General features: G+C 37.7%; 1 protein-coding gene. It reads right to left on the reverse strand.

Features of this window, described 5'->3' with window-relative positions:
* Positions 1–209: 209 nt before the first annotated feature.
* On the reverse strand, positions 210–455 hold the full coding sequence (locus R7Z77_RS27735) for a hypothetical protein (protein ID WP_318137357.1): 246 nt from the start codon (positions 453–455) through the stop codon (positions 210–212).
* Positions 456–551: the final 96 nt, after the last annotated feature.

A 551-nucleotide genomic window follows, 5' to 3' on the forward strand; every position in this document is an offset into this window, starting at 1 on the left:
TCATCCTAAGCTACCAAACCTTCATCCTGAAGATACCTAGTCCATTAGGCTTTTTTCCTGTTCCCGCCAACATCCTGTCGACACAATCAGTATTGATGTTTTGCTGATTACTCTCAATCAGCTAGGTAAAAAAACTTTGGCAGCGAATATTATGAAAAATACTATAAATTTTAATTTTCAATTGGTTATATACATTTTTTGATTTTATCTTAGTCAAAGATGGTCGTTTTGCTTACATCGCTTGTGAGAGATCTCGCACAAGGTGTCGAGCAAATGTCCGAATTGGCGTCGTTTTCATCGTGTTTAAGAATTTGCTCAAGATCACAACTCGATTTGTAACCATAAAATTTGGCGATGGTGTTAGGTGGGATTTCCATTTTTCTGATAGCGAATTTTGCCCATTCATCGCGTGTCTTGTGCAAGATTTGGCGTAGCTTGATAGTGAAGTGGCTCATAAAAGCTTCCTTAGTTAGTTTGTCTTTACAAGGCAAGAATAAGGAGAGGGGCAACACCAAGTTGATAGTATGCCGTTTAATATCAATACTATTTCG

Source organism: Vibrio sp. 1401 (genome assembly GCF_033340295.1).